This is a genomic window from Halorubrum persicum, assembly GCF_002727125.1.
Lineage (GTDB): Archaea > Halobacteriota > Halobacteria > Halobacteriales > Haloferacaceae > Halorubrum > Halorubrum persicum.
On the sequence record NZ_NHOA01000084.1, the window covers coordinates 50,920 to 74,872 of the forward strand.

Below are 23,953 nucleotides of genomic sequence, written 5' to 3' on the forward strand. Positions count from 1 at the left end.
ACTGGAGGAGACGTATGGACGAGGACACCCCCCGGACGGACGGCGGGACCGAGCGCGCGGAACCGACCGAGGACGTCGCGCTCGACCCGTGGGGGTCGGCGTCGGTCGGCGACTACGCGGACCTGTTCGAGGAGTTCGGCATCGAGGCGTTCGACGAGGTTGCCGACGACGTGGTCGACCCGCACTACCTGATGCGCCGCGGCGTCATCTTCGGCCACCGCGAGTACGACGCGGTCGCCGAGGCGATGGCCAACGACGAGCCGTTCGCCGCGCTCTCCGGGTTCATGCCGACCGGCGATCCGCACATCGGCCACAAGCTCGTGTTCGACGAGATCATCTGGCACCAACGGCAGGGCGGCGACGCGTTCGGGCTGATCGCCGACCTGGAGGCCCACTCCGCCCGCGGGATGTCGTGGGACGAGATCGACGAGCACGCGCGCAACTACCTCCTGAGCCTCCTCGCGCTCGGCTTCGACGCCGAGGCGGGGGAGATCTACCGCCAGTCCGACAACCGGGAGGTACAGGATCTGGGGTTCGAACTCGGCTCGAAGGCGAACTTCTCGGAGTTCGAGGCGATCTACGGCTTCGACGGCGAGACTAACATCTCGCACATGCAGAGCGTGATCACCCAGACCGCGGACATCCTCTACCCCCAGCTCGTCGACGAGCCGAAGCCGACCGTGATTCCGGTCGGCCCGGACCAGGACCCCCACGTCCGCCTGACGCGCGACCTGGCGACCCGCGTGCGCTACTTCAAGGTGACCGAGGCGTTCGCCTCCTTCGAGCTCGACGACGACGAGCGGCAGCTCGTGCGGGCCGCCTACGACGCGCTCGCGGGGTCCGACGGTGACGGCGAGGTCGACGACGCCGAGACGGACGTGCGCTGTGAGGACGCCGCCGCGTGGCTCGCCGACTACGAGCCGCCCGAGACCGGGGCGGACGAGAGCGACACGCCCCTCGCCGACGCGAAGGCCGGCGCCCTCGACAAGCTCCGGGCGGGGGGGAAAGAGCCCCTTCGCCCCCGGGTGCGCTTCTTCGACCGCAACGCCACCGACGAGGCGTTCGAGGCGCTGATCGAGGCCGTGGAGGGAGAAAAGCGCGTGTTCGAGGGCCACGTCGACGCCTTCGATCTCACGCGCGGCGAGGCCGAATCGGTCGCCCGCGAGGTCGAGATCGACCACGACGGGTTCGGCTTCCGGCAGCCCTCCTCGATCTACCACCGCTTCATGACCGGGCTCACCGGCGGGAAGATGTCCTCGTCGATCCCGGCGAGCCACATCTCCCTGCTCGACGACCCCGAGGACGGCTACGACAAGGTCCGGGCGGCGACCACCGGGGGCCGCGACACCGCCGACGAACAGCGCGAGCTCGGCGGCGAGGCCGACGAGTGTCCCGTCTACGAGCTGTACGCCTACCTGCTCGCGGGCGACGACGACGAGCTCACCAAGACCGTCTACTCCGAGTGCGTCAACGGCGAGCGCCTCTGTGGCGGCTGTAAGGAGCAGGCCGCCGAGCTGATGCGCGAGTTCCTCGAAGACCACCAAGAGAAGCGCGAGGAGGCCGAGGCACTCCTCGACGAGCTCGACATCGACCTGGACTCCGACCGCCGCGGGACGGGCGGCGAGCACTGACGGCGGCCCCCGCGTCCCCTCGTCCGTCGCGCTACAGCTCGTTTTTCACGTAGACGCCGATGACGCCGCCCAACGAGAACACGACGAGGGCCAGGACGACGACCCCGGCGAGCGGGAGCGACGCGATCAGTCCGGAGAGCGCGCCGACCCGGAGCCCGTCGCCCGTTTCGCCGCCTTCGAGGTACGCCGCCACCGCGCCGCCGAGCACGGGGGAGATGCCCGTGAACGAGAGCACGACCGTCGCGACCGCGCCGATGACCGCGTTGAGCAGGGTGTTGTCGGTGTTCGTGAGTCACCCGTCGCCGGGCAGCGACACAAGATCGGAGGCCCCGGGCGGGTCCCGCGGCGCTCCGGTCGAACCGAGCCGATAGTTTATGAGGCGGGCGCCACCTCTCACGGGTATGAGCGAGGAGGAGGCGATCCACGTCGCGGACGTCAGCGAGGGGATCGGCGGCGACGCGACGGCGGAACCGGGGGCGCCGGTCGAACTCCCGGTCGTCGACGTGCTCACCGGCCGGTCCTTTATAACGGGGAAGAGCGGGTCCGGCAAGAGCAACACCGCGAGCGTCGTCATCGAGAATCTGCTCGACAACGGGTTCCCCGTGATGATCGTTGACACTGACGGTGAGTATTACGGCTTAAAGGAGGAGTACGAGATTCTCCACGCCGGCGCCGACGACGAGTGCGACATCGTCGTCTCCCCCGAGCACGCCGAGAAGCTCGCGAACCTCGCCTTAGAGCAGAACGTCCCGATCATCCTCGATGTCTCCGGCTACTTGGAAGAGGAGACCGCCAACGAGCTGCTCCTGGAAGTCGTCAAACAGCTGTTCGCCAAGGAGAAGCGCCTGAAGAAGCCCTTCCTCCTCGTCGTCGAGGAGTGCCACGAGTACATCCCCGAGGGCGGGGGGATGGACGAGACGGGCAAGATGCTGATCAAGGTCGGGAAGCGCGGGCGGAAACACGGGCTCGGGATCGTCGGGATCAGCCAGCGTCCGGCCGACGTGAAAAAGGACTTCATCACCCAGTGCGACTGGCTCTGCTGGCACCGGCTCACGTGGGACAACGACACGAAGGTGGTGGGGCGCATCCTCGGCTCGAAGTACGCCAGCGCCGTCGAGGACCTCGGCGACGGCGAGGCGTTCCTCATGACCGACTGGGACGAGTCAATCCGCCGGATCCAGTTCCACCGCAAGCAGACGTTCGACGCGGGCGCGACGCCCGGACTCGACGACTTCGAGCGCCCGGAGCTCAAGTCGGTCTCCAGCGACCTCGTCGGCGAGCTCCAGTCCATCTCCGACGAGCAGGAGCGCCGCGAGTCCGAGCTCGCCGACCTCAGACAGGAGCTCGACAAGAAGGACCGCCGGATCGCCGACCTCGAGCGCGAGCTGGAGGAGGCGCGGGACCTGAGCAGCATGGCAGACCAGTTCGCGCAGGCCCTTCTCGGGAAGGCCGAGGCGCCCTACCGGGGCGGCGGCGGGCGACCTGTCGCCGCCGCGGAAGCGACCGGCGCACGAGCAGCCGACAGCGCCAATGGCGGTGACGGCGACGACGAGGGTGATCAATCCGTGCTCAAGTCGTACGACGAGGCGGTCGCCGCCACCGAGAGCGACGGCGACGGCGACGCAGCGGCCGCGGGAAGCGGCGATCCGCCGACCGACGGTGAGGCCTCGGCCGCCGACGGCGGCGCCGCGGAAGCCGACGCGACCCCCTCCGCGGACGACCCCGAGGCCCCGACTGCCGCCGGAGAAGGCGGTGAGGGCCCCGTTGACGACGTCGATCCGGTCACGCGCGCCGACGTGGCCGAGAGCGCGCTCCGGTTCGACGACGCGGTCGAGCTCGGCACCCGCGAGGCCGTCATCGAGGAGCTTCGGAGTCGGATCGAGTCGCTCCCGGAGCTGTCGCAGGGGATGCTCCGGCACTACCGCCGCGAGGGCGTCAGCGATCCCGTCGCCGCTCACATCGACGCCGGCGGCGACGGCGACTCCGGGCACGCGTACAGCCGCCACCGACCCGTCCGCCGGGCGGGGCTCATCCGCCACGCCGACCGCGGCCACTACGCCTACGCCGTTCCCGACCTGATCCGCGAGGCGTATGCCGACCGGCTCGACGAGGAGAGCGTCCGCGAAATCGTCCGCGCGGTCGAAACCGCCTTCGTCCCCCCGGCCGAACGGAGCTACCCGCCGGACGCCGATCCCTCGGAAGTCGGCGTCCGTGACGACCCGGACGGGGCCGGAGTCGGCGGCGAAGGCGTCCCGGCCGGAGCCGGCGAGACCGACGCCGGCGAGGCCGCTCCCGACGGGACAACCAGCGCCGGTGGAGCCGATGCCGCCGACGGAGACGGCGTCGACGACGGTACCGACGATGGCGACCGGGAGACCGGAACGGCGCTGGACCCCTCTGAGAGCGGCCTGAGCGACGCCGCCCGGCGGATCGCGAACCGCGGACGCACCGCCGACGAGTGACCGTCGGGACGGAAAGCCGCTCGGCGAAGGGTTCTCACGCACTAGATACCCCCGGTTAAAAAAGCGTCACGAGGGGCCACCGGTGACGCTTCTCGACGTAATAGATATATTTCATATTCGATCAGCTTTACAAGTCGACACCACTCATGAGAAATAATGATCGTTTCTCGGGAGCTGTCGCGCGTCCTGCTCCTGCTCGGCGTCGTCGTTCTCGCGGGCTGTGCGGGCGTACCGCTCGGTGAGCCGGTGTCCACCGACACGGCACCCGACAGCGGGTCGGATGTCGCGACGGCGAACGGCTCCCTCGAAGTTCACTTCATCAACGTCGGGCAGTCCGTTAGCACGCTCGTCATCGAACCGGACGGCGAGACGATGCTCGTCGACACGGGTCACTACAACGACGACGGGGAGTACGTGCTCGAGTACCTCAGGCAGCGGAATGTCACGCGGATCGACCACCTCGTGACCTCGCACAACGACGCGGACCACATCGGCGGGAACGCGGCGATCATCGACTATTACGAGACGGAGGCCGACGAGATCGGCGCCGTCTACGACCCGGGGATCGCGGCGAACACGGTGACGTACGAGGAGTACCTCGACGCCGTCGAGGCACACAACGTGACGCTGTACGAGACGCGCGAGGGCGACGCGATCCCCTTCGGCGAGGCCACGGTCGACGTGCTCGGGCCCCCCGAGCCGTATCTCGAGAACGAGGCCCGCAACGAGAACAGCATCGTTCTCAAACTCACCCACGGGGAGACGAGTTTCATGCTGTCGGGTGACGCCGAAGACGACCAAGAGGCGTACCTCGTCGACGCGTACGGCGAACAGCTGCAGTCGACGGTGCTGAAAGCGGGCCACCACGGGTCGAGCAGCTCCTCGAGCGGCGCGTTCATCGACGCGGTCGATCCCCGAGTCGCGGTCGTCTCGAGCGCCTACGACTCGCAGTACGGGCATCCCCACGAGGAGGTCCTCCAGCGCTTCGCCGACCGGTCGGTGCCGGCGTATTGGACGGCGACACACGGGAACGTCGTGCTCGTCAGCGACGGCACGAACGTCTCGGTGCGCACCCAGCGGGCCGCGCCGACGGAGCCGCGGTCGGTCCGCGACGGTGAGCCGATCGCTCCCGGGACGGCCGGCGACGCCGCCGAACGAGCTCGGATCGGCGGCGGCGGAGCGGTCGCCGTTACTGACGGCGGCGACGACGGCGACGACGGCGACGGCGGCGACGACACCGACGACGCTGGCGAGAGCGACGCCGAGACGGCGCCCGAGTCGAACGGCACGCTCGCCGTCGCGACGATCAACGCGGACGCCGCGGGCGACGACGGGGAGAACCTCAACGATGAGTACGTCGTCTTCGAGAACGCGGGCACGGAGACGCTCGATCTGTCGGGGTGGGCCGTCGAAGACGAGGCCGGGAAACGCTACGTGGTGCCGGACGGCGTGACGCTCGCCCCCGACGAGACGCTGACGCTCAGAACGGGGAGCGGGACCGACAGCGCGCACGAACTCTACTGGGGCGCCGGCTCGCCGGTCTGGAACAACGGCGGCGACACCGTGACCGTCACAAACGCTACCGGGGACCGCGTGCTAGCTGAGTCGTACGCATGACTGCGATCGATCTCGCCGACGGCGAGTACACGGCGGTCGTCGATTCGATCGAGGATGGGCTCGCGACCGTCTTCTTCGAGTCGGACGGTGACGAGGTGGGAAACGCCGTCCTCGACGCCGACCGACTCCCGGACGAGGGGCGCCACGCGGACGCGATACTGGACGTGCGAATCGAAGCCGGATCGATCTCGACCGCGACCTACGACGCCGAACGCACGTCGACCCGGTCTGAAGCCGCTCAGGACCGGTTCGATCGGTTGTCCGAACGGCCGTCGAAAGGCGGCGATCGGGAGTAGGGAGTCGCCTGCATAGGGCGGCTCCGAGACGCGGTCGTCACCGACTGCCGATGCGTGCCCGCGGTGAACGCTCTGTCCTCGCGGGCACAGGCTTTCGGTTTTTCCGTACGTCAGACGGGGCGTACGGCGTCTCGATGGACTGGGAGAAATACGGACTGAACGAGGTCGCGAAGCGCGCCGTCTTCGTCGTGGATGAGGACGGGCAGATCGCCTACGCGTGGGTCGTCGACGACACGGAAACTGGCCCGACTACGACGGCGTTATCGAGGCCGTCGACGCCTTCACGGCCTGATCGGGGCGCCCGGGCGAAGTCTCAACCTACCCAATTCTAACGGTTCTCTCGCTGCTCGACCTTGTTCAACTCGATCAGCAGCCGGAAGATCGCTTTCACGAGGTTGGCGTCGACGTCGAAGCGCTCCGCGTTCTCCCCGGCGCGCTCCATCACCCGTTCCTCCTGTCCCTCGTCGGTCGTCGGGAGGTCGCGCTCGTCTTTCACGGCCGCGACCGTGTCGGCGACGTAGGTCCGGCGGGCGATCAGCTCGACGATCTCGCGGTCGATGTCTTCGATCTCGTGTCGCAGTTCGTCGAGGCTTCGGTCCTCGGAGTTCGGTGTGTCACTCATTGGTAGGTAGTGGGGTCACTCGACGGCCGCACCGTCGTTTCTGGTGGTCGTTCGTCGCAGCGTTCCGGGTCGGTCGCTCCACGCGTCGGCGACGCGGTCGAGGTCGGTCTCGGGGTCGTCGGGGTCCGCGACGGCGACGACGCTGGGACCGGTCCCCGACAGCGACACCCCGGTGGCGTGGGGCATCGCCTCGACCGCGGGGTCGGCGTCGAAGCCGAGCGCGGCGGAGAACGCGAGCCCGTTGACGGTCATCGCCCCGGCGTACCGACCGTCGAGCGCGAGGTCGGCGACCAGGTCCGCCATCGGCGTGACGGCCTCGCAGCGGGCCACGTCGGCGTCCGCGCTGTAGGCGCGCTCGGGCGGCGTCCAGACGAGGACGTTCCAGTCGACGGCCTCGCGCGACCGCAGTTCGTCGGCGCCGTTGTCGGTGACGGTGACGCCGCCGAGCATCGAGGCGGTCGCGTCGTCGAACGCGCCCGTGACCGTGACGCCCGCCTCGCGGGCCGCTCGGACGCCGAGTCGGCAGGCGTCCAGACGGGTGACGTCGACGGAGGGGTCTGCCCCGTCGTCGCCGACTGCCAGCCCGAGCGCGTCGCAGGTCGCGATCACGGTCGCGTTGGCGGCCGCGCTGGAGCTCTTGAGCCCCGCCGCGAGCGGCACGTCGCTGTCGGTCCGGACGGTGCCGCCCTCGCCGTCGCCCCAGCGCTCGGTCGCGAGGGCGACGCAGCGTTCGATCAGGGCGGTGTCCGCGTCGGCGTCCTCGGCGATCGTTCCGTCCACGTCGTCGGCGTCGGGGTCGAGCGACACCGTCGCGCGCGTCTCGACGTCGATACCGAAGGCCGAGCCGGTGCCCGTCGCGAGCGCGTTCAACACGGTGCCGGCGCCGAGCGCCGCTGCCCGTCCCTCCATGCAGTCACGGCTCGCGAGCGGAGACAAAGAGGTAGCGATCACGGCGAGTCTCTCGGGGCAGTCGGCGGACGAACGCGCGGAGCGCCCGCACCGTCACACCGGCTCCGCGCGCCGGATCGCGGCGTCGACCTCGTACCAGTCGGGGTCGGGCCGGGCGCGCGTCGACCGGCTCCGGAAGGAGATCTCGACCGTGATCCGTCTGGTTCCGTCGGTGAACCGGTCGTCCGCGGGGTAGTGGGTGTACTCGTACGCGTAGCCGACCGCCTCGCGCTCGGCGGAGCTCGGGCGGGTCGCGTACGCGTCGGCGCGGAGCTCGACCGTACCGTAGGTGAACCGCCCGGCGTTTTCGACGGTGAGCACCGCGAGGACGGTCGTGTCGTACTTCCCGTCGGTCACGCTGAGCACGTCGACGTTCGTGACCGCGAGGCCGGCGCCGTCGGGACCGACCTCCCCCGGCGGGTTTCCGTCGTCCGTCTGCTCGGCCGCGGACTCGGCGTCTCCCGAGAGGGATTCGCGGTCGCCGTCGGTCGCGGTGTCGCTCCCGGCGTCGTCCGCCGAGGGGCCCGTTCCGTCCTCGGAGCCGCCGTCGCTGCCGGCGTCCGCGCTCGACTCCACGAGGCAGCCGGCGAGCAGGCCGGGCACCGCGGCGGCCAGCAGTCGGCGACGGCGGAGCGGGGGCGTCATGGGTCCCTCCGCGCCGCCGGGCGTTCTAAACGCGAGCGCCGAAGCGTCGAGCGGTCGCGACGGGTGCGGGTTCGCTCCGACATGGTCACCCCGTCACCGACCCGAGCACGCCGGCCACCGCGCCGACGACGGCGGCGACGACCGCGGTGGTGAGTATCGAGCCGAACGCGTCGGCGATCCCGTGGGCCTGCGTCGCCGCCTCGCCCTGCGACGCGACGACGAGGACGACGACGACGAACCCGTACGCCAGCGCGCCGAGACCGCCCCCGAGCCCGCAGGTGGCGGCCGCCCCCTGCGCGTCGTACGCCCGGGACCCGACGAGGACACCGAGCACCCCCGCGAGCAGGGGCGCGAAGGCCAGCGCGGCGGCGGTGACGGCGAGGTACGACTGCGCGACGAACACCGGGGCGAACCGCGCGGTCTCGCCGGTTGCCGCCGTGGCGAGCGCGGCCTCCGCCCATCCGGTGGTCGCGGCGGCGACGAGACCGACGCCGGCGCCGACGACCGCGAACACCGCCGCCGTGAGCCCGACTCCGTTTCCGTCCATCAGACCATCACCCATCCGTCCGCCAGTCGTCCCTGCCAGGCGGTGCGTTCCTCCCACGCGTCGCCCGAGAACCCGGCCGCGAGCACGAACTCGCCCGCCTGCACGACGTAGCCGTACTGGACGCCGGCGTGCTCGTCGAACCCGTACCGCTCGCCCTCGGCCTCGTGGTGGTAGAGCCGGTGCCAGCGGGTCGGCCCCCGGTACGTCGGCTCGTCGTCCGTCCCGTTTTCGCCCCCGTCTCCCGCTTCACCCTCCGCCGTCGCGTTCCCGGAGAAATCGGAGCCGGCCGCGGTGGCGTCGGGGTCGATCGGTGCGCGCCCCTCCGTCGACGCGGCGGCGATCGCCTCGTCGAGCCGGTCGCCCGCGGTCGCCGCGTCCGGGTACCGCTGGACGTACAGGGGGACGCCGTCGAGCTCGTGTGCCCACCCCTCGAACGTCCGGCTCGGGCGGTTCCCGGCGACGGGCCGAGTCGCGAACGCGACGAACAGCTCCTCGGTCCGGTCCTCGGAACGCGGGATCGGGCCGAGACGCGCACGCAGCTCCTCGCGGCGGGACGCCCCGAACGGCTGTCCGTAGATCTGGGGGATCCGCTCTCGGTCGTACTCCTCGTCGTCGTACGGCTCGTGCGCGAACGTCGCGAATCCGCGGCTCGCGAGTCCGAGCTCCACGAACGCCTCGCCGCGGACCCGCCGCCGCTCGTCGTCGTCCTCCGGGAGCGGGGACAGCAGGCGTCGCAGGAGCCGGTTGTGGATCGGATCGCGTGAGTACGCCTCCTTGGCGTAAGTTAACGTGCCGATGGCGGAGAACCCCCGGCGCATCCGCGAGAGCTCCTCCAGGAAGCGGTCGACGTCGCCCCGCGGGGCGAACTCCCGGAGCACTGCGACGTGGCGCTCGGTGCGCGAGACGATCCGGGGGCGGGGGTGGAAGTGCGGCCCCAGCGCGTCGGCGGCGGTGTCGGCGGCCGCGCGGCCCGCCTCGTCGAGTCGGTCGGCCATCCCGGCGGTCACCGTGTCGGTCTCGTCGGCCACGTCACGGACGGCGTCGATCTCGGCGACGACCTCGCGGATCGCCGTCCGGTACGTCTCGATCGCCGACGGGTACTCGGTCGCGAACCACACCACGTCGTCGACGACGTTCCGCGTCGCCGTCGCGAGATCCTCGTTCGGGACGGGTTCGCCGTCGTCGTCGGCTCCGTCGTCGTCGCTCCCGTCGCCGCCGTCCTCCGAAGTCGGCGGTCCCTCGTCGGCCGCGTCGGGGTACTCGACACCCTCGACCCCGAGACACCCGGAGAGCCCGGCGGCTGCGGCAGCGCCGACGCCCAACAGGCCCCGTCGCGTCCGTTGCATGGGATCCCCTCCCGGCGGAGGAACCTTAAATGTGCCATCCCCGATTCTCGCTTCTGAATGAGCGAGACGCGAGCGCCGAGCGCGCCCCTTTTGGGGCACGCGCACCGAGCGTCGCGTATGTCAGCACCCTCACGCAGCGATGTCCCCCCCACCTCGATCGGGATCGACCTCCGCGAGGAGGGCGTGGTCGTCGAGTACCTCGACGGACGGACCACCCTCTACCGCGGCGTCCCCGACGCCGCCGAGGGGTCGGTGACGACCGGCCCGGGCAAGGAGACGCACGTGCTCGTCACCGATCCGACGGAGACGGAGGGCGTGATGACGTACGTCAACGACTACAACACCGACGACGAGATTCTCGAGGACTCCGGCGTCGGTCGCGTCATCGTCGACGAGGGCGAGCGCGACGAGGTGTTCCCCGGCGTGATCGTCGGGCGCACAGGCCAGCGCAACGAGGTGGTCGCCGATCCCGAGATCGCCGGCGGCCGCGTGTTCGTCTTCGTCGAGGACGGCTGGACGGAGCGGAGCTACGAGATCGTCGAGGCGCCGGCGGACGGGCTCGACGCCCACCGGTGAGGGCCATTGACGCCCATCAGTGAGCGCGCCCGGAGGGGCACCCGACAGCTGAAAACGACCGACAGACGAAAGGCCGGCGGGGGCCGATCACGGGTATGAGCGACGAGGCGGACGCCGACGACGAGGTGCTGCGCGCGAGCGACATCGGCGGCGAGGGACCCCCGATCGAGGAGAAACCCTACAAGATCGTCTTCGAGGCGAACAAGTGCTTCGGGGCGGGCAAATGCGCCGAGGTCGGCGACAACTGGGTGATGGACGTGCAGAGCGGGATGGCGAAGCCGCGGTCGTACTACATCGGCGAGGACGAACTGGAGGAGAACATCCGGGCCGCCGAGGTGTGTCCCGCGAAGAAGGAACGGGGCGTGATCCACGTCGTCGATCGCCGCACCGACGAGGAGATCGCGCCGAATCCGCACGGCGACGGAACGCTCTCGGTCGACTGGTAGGGCACAAGCGGCGATGAGCCGGACCGCCGGTGCACCGGCGAGCCCCCGGGACATCCGAAAGGGGTTTGACCCCGCCGCGGGAATCCGGATCCGCGCGGGGGTGGCTGAGCCTGGCCAAAAGCGGCGGACTTAAGATCCGCTCCTGTAGAGGTTCGAGGGTTCGAATCCCTTCCCCCGCATATCGCGGCGCTCACAGGTCGTGAGCACCGCGTCTCGGATTAGAAGGGATTCGAAGCAGGGAACGAAGCGAGCGCAGCGAGCGGAGTGACCGAGGTTCGAATCCCTTCCCCCGCATTCCTGCTGCGAGCGACTCGCGAGCAGCGGAAATCGGACACGCAGGAGTTCGAAGCAGGTCGAACGCTCCCCTCCCCGTCGACTTCCGCCCGTTCCGACAGCGACGAGATCGCCCTCAGCAGGCGCAGTAGTAGTCGCGGTCGACGAACTCCGTCTCGAACAGCTTCGCGGCCGGGGCGGGGTCGGAGGGGCGGTAGACGCCGGTCGTCAGGTCTCCCTCGCGCTCGAACTCGCCGGCGACGAGCCGCCGCCAGTCGGCGCGCGACAGCTGGTCCCAGAACGCGTCGTCGCCGGCGAGCAGCGCGAGGTAGTCGCGGAGGTACACCCACCGCGTCGGTTCGATCCCCGGCGACTCGTACTCGGCGTCGGTGACGCCGGCGTACGCCGCCATCGGCAGGTTCGCCCCCGCGGCGACGGGCATCCCGATCCACTTCCACGGGCGGGTGTTGACGTCGAGGAGGAGGAACTCACCGCGATCGTCGTCGTACACGAACTCCGCCTCGCTGATCCCGTGGTAGCCGGCGTCGTCGAGCACCGCCAGCGCGCGGGCTTCGATCTCCGGCTCGTCGGCGGTCTCGACCAGACAGGAAGTGCCGAACTGCTGCGGGAACCGCACCGCGGCGTTGCCGACGACCCCGAGCGCGTCCTCGATGCCGGAGGGCGGGACGTACGACGCGAGCGAGTGGTCCCTCCCGGTCGCGATGTCGACGCGCTTCTGCGCCATCACGGCGACCCCCGCCTCGCGGGCGGCCGCGACCGCGTCCGCGAACTCCTCGCGGTCGGCGACCTCCAGCACGTTGGTGCCGAACGCCTCCTCGAAGTCGCGCTTGAGTTCGGGTTTCACGACGAGCGGGAACCCGAGCGCCGCGGCCGCCTCGTCGAGTGTGGCGTCGGGGTCCGGGTCGCCAGTCGCCGCGTCCGCGGTCTCCGCGAGCCGGTACGTCTCGGGGTACGGGACGCCGAGCGCCTCGCAGGTCGCGTACAGCTCCGACTTGTTCAACACGTCGTCGAGCGTGTCGATCCCCGCGAAGGGGAGGCGGACGCCCTCGGGGTCGGCCCGCGCGTACGCCAGCGCCCACTCGTCCATGCAGCCGAACGCGACCGCCTCGCGGCCGATCGCGTCGACGATCGCCTCCACGTCCTCGCGGAACCCGTCGAGGTCGTCGAGGGGGTACGTCACCGCGCCCGCGAAGTCGACCGCGTCGGACGGGGGTGCGAGCCCGTCGTGGCGGCGGGCGCCGTCGTCGCTCGCCGCGCCGCCGCCGCTCCCGCCGTCGGTCGCATCGCCGCTCGGCCGGTCGAGCGCGATCACGGGCACGTCGTGCGCGTCGAGCGCGCGAGCGACCCCGAGTCCGGTCACGTGTGCGTTGCTGACGAGGGCCGGCGGCCGGTCGAACGAGGCGTCCGCGAGCGCGTCGATCAGCGCCTCAGTCGAGCGAAACTGCGCTGCCATACCGCTCCTCGTCGGTCCGGATACAAAGGCGCACCAGTATCGGCTCGGCGTGCCACCACCGGTGACGGCGGCGAGGCGGACGGGCGGGGGACCGCGCCACCGCCACCCCCGACACAACGCGCTTTTACTCGCGTGTCGCCTCCGATCGGGTATGAGCGAGCGCGAGAGCGAAGCCGAGACCGAGACCGACCCCGCGGGGGAGAGTGCGGCCGACGGCGACGGGGGGCTCCCGGACCGCGTCCGCCGCGCGTTCGGGGACCACGGCTCCTTCGAGCCCGCGGGCGACGACGTCTGGACCGCGGAGACGACGCCCTTCGACGCCGAGGTGCGCGCCGAGCCGGCCGGGGACGGCCGGGTCCGGTTCGCGGTGACCGTCCGGGTGCCGACGCTCTCGGCGACCGCGGCCGACGAGGTCGCCGACGTGGTCGAGGAGGGGTGGATCGAGACGTTCGAGCTCCGCGTCGTCGACGTGGGCGGGGTCGTCCGCGGGGACCACGAGTTCGACCCGACCGTGGCCGTCGGCGACGACGAGATCGCGGTCGACTTCGAGCTGACGGAGATTAACGAGCGGCGCGGCGTCGACGACGCCGGGGCGCTGATCGACTTCGTCGAGGGGACCTACGTGCAGGGCGTCATCCCCGGCTACGAGTACACGGGGCCGCTCGACGGGCTTCTCTCCGCGGCGCGCCAGCAGGGGAACAGCGGCGGGTTCTAGCCCGGCGGGGGGACAGGTCTCGGGCCAGCCCCGGTCGATAGGGGCAAATGCCGGGAGCCCGTACGGCAGGTATGCTCGCGCTGTTCGGGTTCGTCAGCCTCCTCGCCCTCGTGGTCTTCCACACGCTGATCGCCGGGGTGGCGACCCGCTTCTTCCGGCTCCGGCTGAACACCTCGTGGGGGTCGGTCGTGTACACCCTCGTGTTGACCCCGATGCTGCTTCTGATCTCGATGCTGGTGTTCACCGGCGTCCTCAACGTCGGCATCGGGATCAACCTCGGCAGTCCAACCCTGGTCATCGCGCTGCTCGTCGGGCTCCCCCTCGTGCTCGGAGCGGCGATCGACTACCTCTACGTCCCGTCACCGGACGAGGTCGAACTGCCGGACACGAACTGAGGGGGACCGCCGTCTCAGCCGCGTCACAGACGGTGGCGGCGCCACCTACGCCCGCACCAGCTCCGCGACCAGCTCCTCGATCCGCTCGATGACCACCTCGGGGGACTGCGAGGCGTCGACGCGGACGAATCGCTGCGGCTCGGCGTCGATCAGCCGCTCGTAGTTCTCCCGGACCGAAGCGAGGTAGCCGTCCTGCTCGAACTTGTTGGTCCGGCCGGCGCGCTCGGCGGCTTCGCGGGCGTCGAGATCGAGGTAGATCGTCGCGTCCGGCGGCCTCGAGAAGGCGGTGTGGATACCCTTTATATACTCCAGCGGACGGTCGATGTCGACGCCGCTGGCTTCGAGCGTCGCCGCCTGATAGGCGAACCGAGAGTCCGAGTACCGGTCGGAGATCACGAGGTCGCCGTCGGCGAGGGCGGGCTTGATCGTGCGGGAGAGGTGGTCAGCGTGGTCGGCCGTCAACAGGAACAGCTCCGCGAGCGGGTCGGCGTCGTCGGCCGCGATCGACCGATCGACCGCCTCGCCGTACCAGCTGTCGGTGGGCTCGCGGGTGAACGTCGCGCCGGGATAAACGTCGTGGAGCGCCTCCCAGGCGGTGGTTTTCCCGCTTCCGTCGAGTCCCTCCAGCGTGATCAGCATAGTCGCGCTCCGACGCGGCGAGGAATAAACGACGCGGGTTCCGACGGACCCCCTTTTTAGTTGCTCCGGGTGGAACCGCTGGTCATGACCGCCGCCCGTCACGTACGCCACGCACGTCACGCTCCCGCACCGCGGAGGCACGGATGGTAGCTGTCGCGATCTCCGTCACGCGGGTGGTCGCGGCGCTGGTGTTGGTCGTCCTGAACGGCTTCTTCGTCGCCTCCGAGTTCGCGTTCGTCCGGGTCCGCTCGACGTCGGTCGAACAGTTGGTCGAGGAGGGGCGTCCCGGGTCCGGGGCGCTGCAGGACGTGATGGGGAGCCTCGACGACTACCTCGCCGCGACCCAGCTCGGGATCACGATCGCCTCGCTCGGGCTCGGGTGGATCGGCGAGCCCGCGGTCGCCGCGCTGATCGAGCCGGTGCTCGGGCCGCTGCTGCCCGCGAACCTCGTCCATCTCGTCGCGTTCGCGATCGGGTTCAGCGTCATCACGTTCCTCCACGTCGTCTTCGGCGAGCTGGCGCCGAAGACGATCGCGATCGCGCAGGCGGAGCGCGTCGCGATGCTGCTGGCCCCCCCGATGAAGGTCTCCTACTACCTGTTCTCGCCCGGCATCGTCGTGTTCAACGGGGCGGCGAACGCCTTCACGCGCATGCTGGGCGTCCCGCCGGCCTCGGAGACGGACGAGACGATGGAGGAACGCGAGATACGCCGCGTGCTCGCGCGCTCCGGCGAGGCGGGGCACGTCGCCGACGCCGAGGTGGAGATGGTGAACGCCGTCTTCGAGCTCGACGACACCGTCGTCCGGGAGGCGATGGTGCCCCGCCCCGACGTGACGAGCATCTCGGCGGACGCCGACCTCCCCGCGATCCGCGCGACCGTGCTTGACGCGGGCCACACGCGCTACCCGGTCGTGGCGGCCGACGACGCGGACCGTGTGGTCGGCTTCGTCGATGTGAAAGACGTTCTCCGTGCCGGCGAGGCGGGCGACGAGTCGGTGACGGCCGCCGACCTCGCGCGCGACCTCGTGATCGTCCCCGAGACCACGTCGCTGAGCGATCTCCTCGTGCAGTTCCGCGACGAACACCGACAGATGGCCGCGGTCGTCGACGAGTGGGGCGCCTTCGAGGGGCTCGCCACCGTGGAGGACGCGGTCGAGACGCTCGTCGGCGAGCTCCGCGACGGCTTCGACGCGGCGGGCACCGAGCACGCGATCCGGAAGACCGGGGCTGGCTCCCACGAGGCCGACGGCTCGGTGTCGCTGTCCGTCGTGAACGACGCGCTCGGCACCGACTTCGACGGCGACGGGTTCGAGACGCTCGGCGGGCTCGTGCTCGACCGGCTCGGCCGCACGCCGGAGACCGGCGACACCGTCACCGCCGGCGACTACGCCTTCGAGGTCACGGCCGTCGACGGCGCCCGCATCTCGACGGTCCGGATCGAGGAGCACGGCGGAGACGATGACGAGCGCGGCGCCGGCGAGTCGCTCGACGCCTGATCGTCGCCCTCGCTATCCGTTACTCCCGCGCGCGAACCGCCGCGGCCCTTTTTACCCGCAGGCCGCGACCGTGGGCATATGTTCGACCGCATCCTGTTCCCGACCGACGGCAGCGACGGGGCGACCGCCGCGTTCGACCACGTCCTCGATCTCGCGGCCGACCACGACGCGACGGTCCACGTCCTCAACGTCGCCGACACGACCCACGACAGCGTCACGCAGATCGGCGGCGATGTGGTTGACGTGCTCGAACGCGAGGGCGAGGAGATCGTCGAGGCGGCCGCGGACCGCGCCGCCGACAGGGGCGTCGAGGCGGTGACCGAGGTGCTGCAGGGCGGCGTCGCCGAGACGATCGCCGCGTACGCCGGGGAGTACGGAGTGGATCTCGTCGTGATGCCGACCCGGGGGAGGACGGGGTTCGACCGCCTGCTCCTCGGGAGCACCACCGAGCGCGTCGTCCGGGAGTCGACCGTCCCGGTGCTCAGCATCCGCCCCGACGGAGAGCCGGCGCAATACCCCTACCAGAACGTCCTCGTCCCGACCGACGGGAGCGATCCCGCCGGCGACGCCCTCGATCGGGCGCTGACCCTCGCCGACCACATGGGGGCGACGGTCCACATCCTCAACGTCGTCGGCGTCGGAGCCGTCGGCCAGGAGGGGTATTCGGGCGTGGAGGGGTTGGTCGAGGGGGCCGAGGAGACGGTCTCGGCGGCGGCGGCGACCGCCGAGGAGGCGGGCGTCGAAGCCGTGGAAGCGGTCGAGGTCGGCTCCTCCGCGGCGCGAGGCATCGAGGCGTACATCGAGGAGCACGACATCGATCTCGTGGCGATGGGGACGCAGGGGCGGACCGGCGTCAAGCGGTACCTGCTCGGGAGCGTCGCCGAGCGGACGGTCCGCACGTCCCGGGTGCCGGTGTTGACGGTGCCCGACTCGGACGACGAGGACTGATCCGGGTCCCGCTTCCGTCCCGAGGACCCCCGCCCTCACCGCGTCTGTCATCGCGGTAGGTTTACGGGCGTTCCGTCCGATGGAGTGTGCATGAAAGTGTTGGTAGCCGGCGGAACCGGATTTATCGGGTCGTACCTCTGCCGCGCGCTCGCAGACGGGGGCCACGAGGTGACGGCCCTCTCGCGATCGTCGAGCGACACCCCCGAAGGGGTCGCGTCCGCGACGGGCGACGTCACCGATTACGACTCGATCGCCGGGGCGGTCGACGGACAGGACGCCGTGGTGAACCTCGTCGCGCTCTCGCCGCTGTTCGAGCCGAAGGGCGGGAACGTCATGCACGACCGGATCCACCGCGGCGGCACCGAGAACCTCGTGCGCGCGGCCGAGGAGGGGGGCGCCGATCGATTCCTCCAGCTGAGCGCGCTCGGAGCCGACCCCACCGGCGACACCGCGTACATCCGCGCGAAGGGCGAAGCGGAAGCGATCGTCCGCGAGAGCGGCCTCGACTGGACGATCTTCCGGCCCTCGGTCGTCTTCGGCGAGGGCGGCGAGTTCGTCTCGTTCACCAAACGGCTGAAGGGGATGTTCGCGCCGGGCGTTCCGCTCTACCCGCTTCCCGGCGGTGGGAAGACCCGCTTCCAGCCGATTCACGTCGAGGACCTCGTCCCGATGTTGGTGGCGGCGCTGGAGGAGGACGAGCACGTCGGCGAGACGTACGAGGTGGGCGGCCCGGAGGTCCTCACCCTGCGCGAGGTGACCGACCTCGTATACGAGGCCGAGCGGAAGGGAGTCACGATCGTTCCCCTGCCGATGCCGCTCGCCCGGATCGGGCTCAGCGTCCTCGGCGCTGTCCCCGGATTCCCGATGGGCGCCGACCAGTATCGATCGCTGAAGTTCGATAACACGACCGCCAACAACGACGCGGCGGCGTTCGGCGTCGACTCAGAGGACCTGACCACGCTCGGAACCCACCTCGGGGTGGAGTAGTGGCGACAGATCGGCGGAGATCCGGAGGACTGCGCCGCCGCGCTGGCGCGACGCCGGGCGCCGGCGACCAGCTCGTGTCAACGAGTCGAATATCACGGGTAATAACGGCAACCGAAGGCTTAAATACGCGATCGCGTTCTGTTCATTCCAAACGCGGAGGGAGCACACGATGAAACTTGCAATGATCGGATTCGGACAGGCGGGGGGGAAAGTTGTCGACAAATTCCTGGAGTACGACAAGCGGACGGGCTCGGAGATCGTCCGGGCGGCCGCGGCCGTCAACACGGCCAAAGCCGACCTCATGGGCCTCGAGCACATCGCCGAGGACCAGCGCGTACTCATCGGCCAGTCGCGGGTGAAGGGCCACGGCGTCGGCGCCGACAACGAGCTCGGCGCTGAGATCGCCGAGGAGGACATCGACGAGGTGCAGGGGGCCATCGACTCGATCCCGGTCCACGAGGTCGACGCGTTCCTCGTCGTCGCCGGGCTCGGCGGCGGGACCGGCTCCGGCGGCGCGCCGGTGCTCGCGAAACACCTCAAACGGATCTACACCGAACCCGTCTACGGGCTCGGCATCCTGCCGGGCAGCGACGAGGGCGGTATCTACACCCTGAACGCGGCCCGCTCGTTCCAGACGTTCGTCCGCGAGGTGGACAACCTGATGGTGTTCGACAACGACGCCTGGCGGAAGACGGGCGAGTCCGTGCAGGGCGGCTACGAGGAGATCAACGAGGAGATCGTCCGGCGGTTCGGCATCCTCTTCGGCGCCGGCGAGATCCAGCAGGGCCAAGAGGTCGCGGAGAGCGTCGTCGACTCCTCCGAGATCATCAACACGCTCTCGGGCGGCGGCGTCTCCACGGTCGGCTACGCCGAGGAGGAGGTCGAGGAGCGCTCCTCGGGCGGGCTGCTCTCGCGGCTCCGCGACGACAGCGGCGAGGACGAGCTCGACAGCGCACACACCACGAACCGGATCACCAGCCTCGTCCGGAAGGCCGCGCTGGGCCGGCTCACGCTCCCCTGTGAGATCGAGGGCGCGGAGCGCGCCCTCCTCGTGCTGGCGGGGCCGCCGGAGTACCTCAACCGGAAGGGTATCGAGCGCGGGCGGAAGTGGCTCGAAGAGCAGACCGGCTCGATGGAGGTCCGGGGCGGGGACTACCCGTACCGCGGCGCCGGCTTCGTCGCGACCGTCATCCTGCTCGCGGGCGTCACGAACGTCCCGCGGATCAAGGAGCTGCAGCAGGTCGCCATCGAGGCGCAGGACAACTTAGACGAGATCCGCGAGGAGAGCGACGAGAACCTCGACGACCTCGTCAGCGACGACAGCGACGAGCTCGAATCGCTGTTCTGAGACGCCCCTCCCGATGGAGGTCCTCGTCCCGTTTTCGACCGACCACCCCAAGTCGCGACTCTCGGCCGTCCTCACGCCCGACGAGCGCGCCGCCTTCGCGCTCGCGACGCTCCGAGACGTGCTCGACGCCGTCGCGGCGGCCGGCGGCGAACCGCGGGTGTTGGCGACCGGCCCGGTCGACGCCGACCTCCCCTGTCCGGTGACGGTCGACGAGCGCCCCCTGACCGACGCCGTCAACGCGGCGCTAGATGCGCGACTCGAGAGCGAAGCGAACGGGCGCGTGGCGGTCGTCATGGCCGACCTCGCGCTCGCCACGCCGGACGCCCTGCGACGGCTGTTCGCGACCGGGCGCGAGGCCGACGTGGCGATCGCCCCCGGGCGCGGCGGCGGCACGAACGCCCTCGTCGTCGGCTACCCGGCGTTCCGGGTCGATTACCACGGAGCGTCCTATCTCGACCACCGCCGGATCGCCGACGAGGTCGGTGCGAGCGTGCGCGTCGTCGACTCCCACCGGCTCGCGACCGACGCGGACGAGCCGGCCGACCTCGCGGAGCTGCTGATCCACGCCGACGCGGACGCCGACGGCGAGGGGCCGAGAGCGGCGCGGTGGCTCCGGGAGGCCGGCTTCGCGCTCGACACGACGGACGGGCGGGTCGGCGTCGAGCGGGAGTGAGGTCGGCGTCGAGCGACAGATCGGTCCCGGCGACGCGCTCGGATCCGCGACCGCGATCCTTTTTGACTCCGGACCGCGGAGGGAGGGACGTGTTCGCGGCCGCCGCGGAGTACGGGATCGAGATCGAGCCCGACGCCGGACGCGTCGAGCGGCTGCTCTCGGTCGGGCCCGACGACGTCGAGTCCGCCGACCGGCTCACGTTCGCCCGGAACGTTTTCGTCCCGCTGACGACCGCCTGCCGGTACACCTGCACCTACTGCACCTACTACGACGTGCCCGGCGAGGCGTCGCTGCTGTCGCCCGAGGAGGTCCGGCGGCGCTGTCGCGTCGGGGCCGACGCCGGCTGCACGGAGGCGCTGTTCACCTTCGGCGACGAGCCCGACGACCGATACACCGCGGTCCACGACCAGCTCGACGAGTGGGGGTACGACTCGGTCCTGGAGTACCTCTACCGCGCCTGCGAGATCGCCCTGGAGGAAGGGCTCCTCCCCCACTCGAACCCCGGCGATCTCACGGAGGCGGCGTTCGCGGAGCTCCGCGAGGTGAACGCCTCGATGGGCGTCATGCTGGAGACCACCGCCGACGTCGACGCCCACAGCGGGGGCCGCCGGAAGACCCCCGGCCAGCGGCTCAACACGATCCGCGCGGCGGGCCGGCAGGGCGTCCCGTTCACCACGGGCATCCTCGTCGGCATCGGCGAGGGCTGGCGCGACCGCGCGGAGAGCCTGCTGGCGATCCGCGAGCTTCACGAGCGACACGGCCACGTCCAGGAGGTGATCGTCCAGAACGTCGTCCCGAACGAGCGGTCGGACTTCGCGAAGCCCGACCTGGAAACGATGCGCCGGGTCGTCGCGATGGCGCGGGCCGCGCTCCCGTCGGAAGTGTCGGTGCAGGTCCCCCCGAACCTCTCGCCCGCGGCCGACCTCGTCGACTGCGGAATCGACGACCTCGGCGGCGTCTCCCCGGTCACCGACGACTACGTCAACCCCGACTACGCGTGGCCCGACCTCGACGGCCTCCGCGCGGTCGCCGACGCGGGCGGGATGCCGCTGCGAGAGCGGCTCCCGACCTACGCGCGATACCTCCCCGACGGCCTCAGACCCGCGGACTCGGAGCCGGCGGCCTCACCGCCCGACCGCGACGCGTGGATTCCCCCGACGGTCCGCGACCGAATACACGCGAACGACCCGCACGGGCGGCGGCTCCGGGGCGTCGCACACGGGGACGGCCCGCTCGACCCCCGACCGGCACGCGGCGACTGACCCCGGTGTCTCACGGCGATCGACCGCGGCGTCGGAGCAGCGACTGACCCCGGATAAACAACTGCGCTGCCAGTAGCTTCTTTAAATACCTCTCCGAAAGGGGGGTTGATGCTACCACTACAGTTCGGACTGACGGGGCTGGCGGCGGCGGCCACGGGGTTCCTGTTCACCGCGTTGCTGTTCGTCGTCGGGTTCGTCGCGACCCTCGTGATCGGGAAAGCGATCTTCGTCCCCGGCGTGGACCGAGCGCTCGCGTCCCGAGGGTTGGAGGAGGCCGTCCGAAGCCTCACGTCGAGCGTGGCGAACGCGGTCGTCTGGGTCGCCGCAGTGGCGATCGGGTTCACGATCGCGGGCTACGGCGCGTTCCTCTCGGCGTTCGCCGTCTTCGGCGGCGCCATCGCGCTCGCGGTCGGGTTCGCGGCACAGGACCTCCTCGGGAACTTCGTCGCCGGAGTGTTCATCCTGAAGGACAAGCCGTTCGAGGTCGGCGACTGGATCGAGTGGGACGGGAACGCGGGGCGCGTCGAGGACATCGATCTGCGCGTCTCGCGGGTTCGGACCTTCGACAACGAGCGGGTCACGGTGCCGAACGGCGACCTCGCGAACAACGCCGTCACGAACCCGGTCGCCTACGAGACGCTGCGCCAGAAGTTCGTGTTCGGGATCGGCTACGAGGACGACATCGCCGAGGCCACCGACATCATCGTCGAGAAGGCCGAGGCGCACGAGGGGATCCTCGCCGACCCGGCGCCCTCGGTGCGGGTGGTCGAGCTGGGTGACTCCGCCGTCGGGCTGCAGTCGCGCTGGTGGATCGACGAGCCCGACCGCGGGGACTTCGTCCGCGTGCGCTCCGAGTACGTCACGGACGTGAAGGAGGCGTTCGACGACGCCGGCATCGACATGCCGTACGTCCACCGGCAGCTCACCGGGAGCGTCGAGGTCGTCGAATCGGTCGCAGACGGCGAGTAGCCGCCGCGACCGCGCTTTTCTCGCGACTGTCGGGTGACGCCACCGCCGACACGGAGACGGCCAGCCTCCGCTACTTCGCTGACGCGTCGTCGTCCACCGGATCAGGGCGGTACTGCCGACTGACCGCCTGCCACCGATCCGATCGGAACCGCGCGAGGTTCAGCCCCGCCGGCACCAGCTTCTCGGCGATCACCGCCGCGTACAGCCCGCCGACGCCGAGCGGCGTGACGAGCCCGAGCAGCGCGGCGGGGAGCGCGACGACGTAGAGCCCGACCATCGAGGCGAGGAACGGCCACCGGGTGTCGCCGGCGCCGCGCAGCGACCCGGTCACCGAGCCGTCGACGCCGAACGGGACCGCCGAAACCGCGGCGACGACGACGAACGCCGCGGTGGCCGCCACGGCGTCCGGGTCGTCGACGAAGACGCCCGCGATCGGAGCGGCGGCGAGGAGCACGGCGGCCGAGGCGAGGACGTAGACGAGCGCCGACAGGCGGATCACGTCGCGGCCGTACTCGGTCGCGAGCGCCTCCTCGCCGGCGCCGAGCCGCTGCCCGACGAGCGTGCTCGCGGCGATGGAGAACCCCCAGCTGAAGCTCCCCAACAGCGCCCGGACGCGCCGGCCCACTTCGAGGGCGGCGACGGTCGCGGAGCCGAACGAGGAGGCGATCCACAGGAGGGGGAAGACGGCGATTCCCTCGGCGACCCGACGCCCGATCAGGGGCGCGGAGACGCGGAGGAGCTGCCGGACGAGGTCGGCGTCGATCCACGGGCCGTCGCGCCCGATCGGGACCGGCGAGGCGCCGCGCCCGAAGTACGACCGCCCGGTCATCCCCCACGAGAGCGCGATGCCGACGGCGGCGATGGAGCTGGCGGTTCCGAGCCCCGCGCCGAGCACGCCGAGGCCGACGCCGAGGACGAGCCAGACCGTGAGGACGACGTTCAGGAGCGCGCCGCCGGCCCGGACCACCATCGGGGTGAAGGTGTCCCCGACGCCGGCGTAGGTGCGGCTCGCGATCATGTTGAAGAACTCGAAGGCGAGCGCCGGCGCGGTGACGACGAGGTAGGTCGCTCCGGCACGAAGGGCGGTTCCCTCGCCGCCGACGAGCGCGATCAGGGGCTCGGCGAACGCGACGTAGCCGACCGCGATCGGTGCGACGAGCGCCAGCGCCACGAGCAGCGACGCCTTGACGACGAGCGCGGCGCGGTCGCTCTCGCCGCCCCCGTAGTTCTGCGACACGAGCGACACCGTCCCGCCGGCGAGGCCGATCGAGACGAACTTCGCGAGCTGCCAGTAGGCGAACGCGAACGCCAGCCCGGCGACCGACGGCGCTCCGAGCGCGATCCCGACGACCGCCAGGTCCACGGTGTTCTTCGACATGATCGCGAACCCGGTGACGATCCGCGGCCACGCCAGATCGAGGGTCTCGCCGAGCCGCGCTCGGTCGATGACGCCGGCTCGGTCGAGCGCGCTCGCGGTCGCCGAACCGAGCCGAGAGAGCGCGCCTCGGAGTCGGACGGCCGCGGCCCTGAGTCGTGATCGCATCGGCTTCGGTACGCCCCCCGACGGCTTGGGTCTGTTCCACGCCGGCGCTCCGGCGGCGCCGACGCGAAAGCGGTAGTTTTTCACTGCGACCACCA

The 23,953-nt window shown here is 70.8% G+C and carries 24 protein-coding genes, 1 tRNA gene and 1 pseudogene; 17 read left to right on the forward strand and 9 right to left on the reverse strand.

What is annotated here, in order from left to right; all coding sequences use genetic code 11:
• The first annotated feature begins 14 nt into the window (after positions 1 to 14).
• Positions 15 to 1,631 (forward strand): tryptophan--tRNA ligase, encoded by a 1,617-nt coding sequence (locus DJ69_RS10120; RefSeq protein WP_099255486.1) that lies wholly within the window; start codon positions 15 to 17, stop codon positions 1,629 to 1,631.
• A gap of 31 nt (positions 1,632 to 1,662) precedes the next feature.
• Here the strand turns inward: DJ69_RS10120 and DJ69_RS10125 are convergent, their stop codons facing one another.
• Positions 1,663 to 1,902: a DUF5518 domain-containing protein gene (locus DJ69_RS10125; protein WP_099255487.1), complete on the reverse strand. Its 240-nt coding sequence runs from the start codon at positions 1,900 to 1,902 to the stop codon at positions 1,663 to 1,665.
• A 130-nt stretch (positions 1,903 to 2,032) separates the two neighbouring features.
• Here DJ69_RS10125 and DJ69_RS10130 point away from each other — a divergent pair, with 130 nt between their 5' ends.
• The 4 genes and pseudogenes from DJ69_RS10130 to DJ69_RS19200 form a co-directional block, all read left to right on the forward strand.
• Complete coding sequence (locus DJ69_RS10130; RefSeq protein ID WP_099255488.1) at positions 2,033 to 4,093, forward strand: helicase HerA domain-containing protein; 2,061 nt, start codon at positions 2,033 to 2,035, stop codon at positions 4,091 to 4,093.
• A gap of 156 nt (positions 4,094 to 4,249) precedes the next feature.
• Complete coding sequence (locus tag DJ69_RS10135) at positions 4,250 to 5,710, forward strand: lamin tail domain-containing protein (protein ID WP_099255489.1); 1,461 nt, start codon at positions 4,250 to 4,252, stop codon at positions 5,708 to 5,710.
• Positions 5,707 to 6,006, forward strand: coding sequence for a DUF3006 family protein (locus tag DJ69_RS10140; protein ID WP_099255490.1), 300 nt, complete (start codon positions 5,707 to 5,709; stop codon positions 6,004 to 6,006). The genes DJ69_RS10135 and DJ69_RS10140 overlap by 4 nt, the downstream gene beginning before the upstream one ends.
• A gap of 119 nt (positions 6,007 to 6,125) precedes the next feature.
• Positions 6,126 to 6,298: pseudogene (locus tag DJ69_RS19200) on the forward strand (peroxiredoxin); the annotation flags it as partial.
• 36 nt (positions 6,299 to 6,334) lie between these two features.
• Here the strand turns inward: DJ69_RS19200 and DJ69_RS10150 are convergent.
• The 5 genes from DJ69_RS10150 to DJ69_RS10170 all read right to left on the reverse strand — a co-directional run bounded on the left by DJ69_RS10150 (position 6,335) and on the right by DJ69_RS10170 (position 10,114).
• Entirely contained in the window at positions 6,335 to 6,628 is a 294-nt protein-coding gene (locus tag DJ69_RS10150) for a chorismate mutase (RefSeq protein ID WP_099255492.1), read from the reverse strand.
• A gap of 15 nt (positions 6,629 to 6,643) precedes the next feature.
• Positions 6,644 to 7,537 (reverse strand): shikimate kinase, encoded by an 894-nt coding sequence (locus DJ69_RS10155; RefSeq protein WP_099255493.1) that lies wholly within the window; start codon positions 7,535 to 7,537, stop codon positions 6,644 to 6,646.
• 93 nt (positions 7,538 to 7,630) lie between these two features.
• On the reverse strand, positions 7,631 to 8,221 hold the full coding sequence (locus DJ69_RS10160) for a hypothetical protein (RefSeq protein WP_099255494.1): 591 nt from the start codon (positions 8,219 to 8,221) through the stop codon (positions 7,631 to 7,633).
• 85 nt (positions 8,222 to 8,306) lie between these two features.
• On the reverse strand, positions 8,307 to 8,768 hold the full coding sequence (locus DJ69_RS10165; RefSeq protein ID WP_099255495.1) for a hypothetical protein: 462 nt from the start codon (positions 8,766 to 8,768) through the stop codon (positions 8,307 to 8,309).
• Positions 8,768 to 10,114 carry a hypothetical protein gene (locus DJ69_RS10170; RefSeq protein ID WP_099255496.1) on the reverse strand — a complete coding sequence of 449 codons (1,347 nt, stop codon included), beginning with the start codon at positions 10,112 to 10,114 and terminating at the stop codon, positions 8,768 to 8,770. The genes DJ69_RS10165 and DJ69_RS10170 overlap by 1 nt, the downstream gene beginning before the upstream one ends.
• A 117-nt stretch (positions 10,115 to 10,231) precedes the next feature.
• Here DJ69_RS10170 and DJ69_RS10175 point away from each other — a divergent pair, with 117 nt between their 5' ends.
• From DJ69_RS10175 to DJ69_RS10185, 3 genes are all read left to right on the forward strand, one after another.
• On the forward strand, positions 10,232 to 10,690 hold the full coding sequence (locus DJ69_RS10175; RefSeq protein ID WP_099255497.1) for a DUF5796 family protein: 459 nt from the start codon (positions 10,232 to 10,234) through the stop codon (positions 10,688 to 10,690).
• A 95-nt stretch (positions 10,691 to 10,785) separates the two neighbouring features.
• A complete protein-coding gene (locus DJ69_RS10180) occupies positions 10,786 to 11,136 on the forward strand; it encodes a ferredoxin (protein ID WP_099255498.1) in 351 nt (116 codons plus the stop codon).
• A gap of 94 nt (positions 11,137 to 11,230) precedes the next feature.
• A tRNA-Leu gene (locus DJ69_RS10185) sits at positions 11,231 to 11,315 on the forward strand.
• A gap of 230 nt (positions 11,316 to 11,545) precedes the next feature.
• On the opposite strand, the gene DJ69_RS10190 is transcribed toward DJ69_RS10185, so the two are convergent.
• Positions 11,546 to 12,883 (reverse strand): carboxylate--amine ligase, encoded by a 1,338-nt coding sequence (locus tag DJ69_RS10190; RefSeq protein ID WP_099255499.1) that lies wholly within the window; start codon positions 12,881 to 12,883, stop codon positions 11,546 to 11,548.
• Between the two features lie 151 nt (positions 12,884 to 13,034).
• Here DJ69_RS10190 and DJ69_RS10195 point away from each other — a divergent pair, with 151 nt between their 5' ends.
• A complete protein-coding gene (locus DJ69_RS10195; protein ID WP_099255500.1) occupies positions 13,035 to 13,598 on the forward strand; it encodes a DUF5813 family protein in 564 nt (187 codons plus the stop codon).
• Between the two features lie 71 nt (positions 13,599 to 13,669).
• Complete coding sequence (locus DJ69_RS10200; protein ID WP_099255501.1) at positions 13,670 to 13,993, forward strand: hypothetical protein; 324 nt, start codon at positions 13,670 to 13,672, stop codon at positions 13,991 to 13,993.
• Positions 13,994 to 14,038: 45 nt separating this feature from the next.
• Here DJ69_RS10200 and tmk read toward each other — a convergent pair whose 3' ends face one another.
• The gene (tmk, locus tag DJ69_RS10205; RefSeq protein ID WP_099255502.1) at positions 14,039 to 14,632 is read right to left on the reverse strand and encodes a dTMP kinase; all 594 of its coding nucleotides are present in this window, start codon (positions 14,630 to 14,632) and stop codon (positions 14,039 to 14,041) included.
• Between the two features lie 143 nt (positions 14,633 to 14,775).
• Here tmk and DJ69_RS10210 point away from each other — a divergent pair, with 143 nt between their 5' ends.
• From DJ69_RS10210 to DJ69_RS10240, 7 genes are all read left to right on the forward strand, one after another.
• Positions 14,776 to 16,128 carry a hemolysin family protein gene (locus DJ69_RS10210; protein WP_099255503.1) on the forward strand — a complete coding sequence of 451 codons (1,353 nt, stop codon included), beginning with the start codon at positions 14,776 to 14,778 and terminating at the stop codon, positions 16,126 to 16,128.
• A 78-nt stretch (positions 16,129 to 16,206) separates the two neighbouring features.
• Entirely contained in the window at positions 16,207 to 17,076 is an 870-nt protein-coding gene (locus DJ69_RS10215) for a universal stress protein (RefSeq protein WP_099255504.1), read from the forward strand.
• Positions 17,077 to 17,166: 90 nt separating this feature from the next.
• The gene (locus DJ69_RS10220; protein ID WP_099255505.1) at positions 17,167 to 18,063 is read left to right on the forward strand and encodes a complex I NDUFA9 subunit family protein; all 897 of its coding nucleotides are present in this window, start codon (positions 17,167 to 17,169) and stop codon (positions 18,061 to 18,063) included.
• Between the two features lie 169 nt (positions 18,064 to 18,232).
• A complete protein-coding gene (locus tag DJ69_RS10225) occupies positions 18,233 to 19,411 on the forward strand; it encodes a tubulin/FtsZ family protein (RefSeq protein ID WP_180271787.1) in 1,179 nt (392 codons plus the stop codon).
• 13 nt (positions 19,412 to 19,424) lie between these two features.
• On the forward strand, positions 19,425 to 20,084 hold the full coding sequence (gene cofC, locus DJ69_RS10230; protein ID WP_099255507.1) for a 2-phospho-L-lactate guanylyltransferase: 660 nt from the start codon (positions 19,425 to 19,427) through the stop codon (positions 20,082 to 20,084).
• An 89-nt stretch (positions 20,085 to 20,173) separates the two neighbouring features.
• Positions 20,174 to 21,346, forward strand: coding sequence for a 7,8-didemethyl-8-hydroxy-5-deazariboflavin synthase subunit CofG (cofG, locus tag DJ69_RS10235; protein ID WP_099255508.1), 1,173 nt, complete (start codon positions 20,174 to 20,176; stop codon positions 21,344 to 21,346).
• A 108-nt stretch (positions 21,347 to 21,454) separates the two neighbouring features.
• Positions 21,455 to 22,315, forward strand: coding sequence for a mechanosensitive ion channel family protein (locus tag DJ69_RS10240; protein WP_099255509.1), 861 nt, complete (start codon positions 21,455 to 21,457; stop codon positions 22,313 to 22,315).
• A gap of 70 nt (positions 22,316 to 22,385) precedes the next feature.
• On the opposite strand, the gene DJ69_RS10245 is transcribed toward DJ69_RS10240, so the two are convergent.
• The gene (locus tag DJ69_RS10245) at positions 22,386 to 23,858 is read right to left on the reverse strand and encodes an MATE family efflux transporter (protein WP_099255618.1); all 1,473 of its coding nucleotides are present in this window, start codon (positions 23,856 to 23,858) and stop codon (positions 22,386 to 22,388) included.
• Positions 23,859 to 23,953: the final 95 nt, after the last annotated feature.